At 48.0% G+C, this 811-nt stretch carries 1 protein-coding gene; it reads right to left on the reverse strand.

Annotation, left to right across the window (positions count from 1 at the left end; translation table 11 throughout):
* A partial coding sequence (locus tag A3735_RS26550) for a penicillin acylase family protein (protein ID WP_197486068.1) occupies positions 1 to 811 on the reverse strand: 811 nt, incomplete at both ends.

Consider the following 811-nt stretch of genomic DNA (forward strand, 5'->3'; position numbering starts at 1 on the left):
CCAACACACCAGGCAAACCGGGCATCCCCATTCCGATTAGCGAACCGCCGCTCCATGATAAGCTTTGCTCACACCAAACATTGGGCAAACGATTTACTTCCAGGTGAGGATCATTGGCCATGATTGCTCGCCCAGATTTTGTACGGCTGCCTGCGACAACCCAATTGTTAGACGCCATCATTCTAGGCAAGGCCTGATTCCAGATCACTTCACGCGGAACAATTCGTTCCTGAAGCTGAATACTCTCCACCAGTTCACGGTCAAAACGCTTAACGTCAATGGGAAATAGTTCAGCCAGAGCTTCTGTAGAGACGCCTGATTGCGTCAATTCAATAAAGAAACGTTCTACTTCCGCCTGCGATTGCGCCAAAGTCAGGTAGCTCGTCATTCGCGATATAAGAATAATATCCTGCACTTTCCAAGGTTCTGCCTGATAACCCAAGAGCTTCATTAAAGAAAATTCACCGGCTGAAAAGCCCGCATTGACACCATCACAGTAGGATTGAATCTGTGATAGTGAGACGACATCGAGCTTATTCAACTCTTGCGTTAAATTGCCATACCAATTTGCTCGCCTAAAGAACTTATCTATTGCCAAAGACTCTTCAGTATCCGAAAGCAGCTCCGTTAGCCGACCCTGCCCAAGTATCCGCATCATTAGCAATTGCGTGCCACGATCTATTGCATGCGCATAACCGCTCCCCCAAAGGGCGTCCTTGAAAGATGATGCTTTGACATGAGGCACTCCAGCCTCATCACGATTAATCGACAAACCTGAAGGCTGAGGCCCGCGAACTTTGATACGTCTCTT

This window comes from Oleiphilus sp. HI0061, assembly GCF_001635675.1.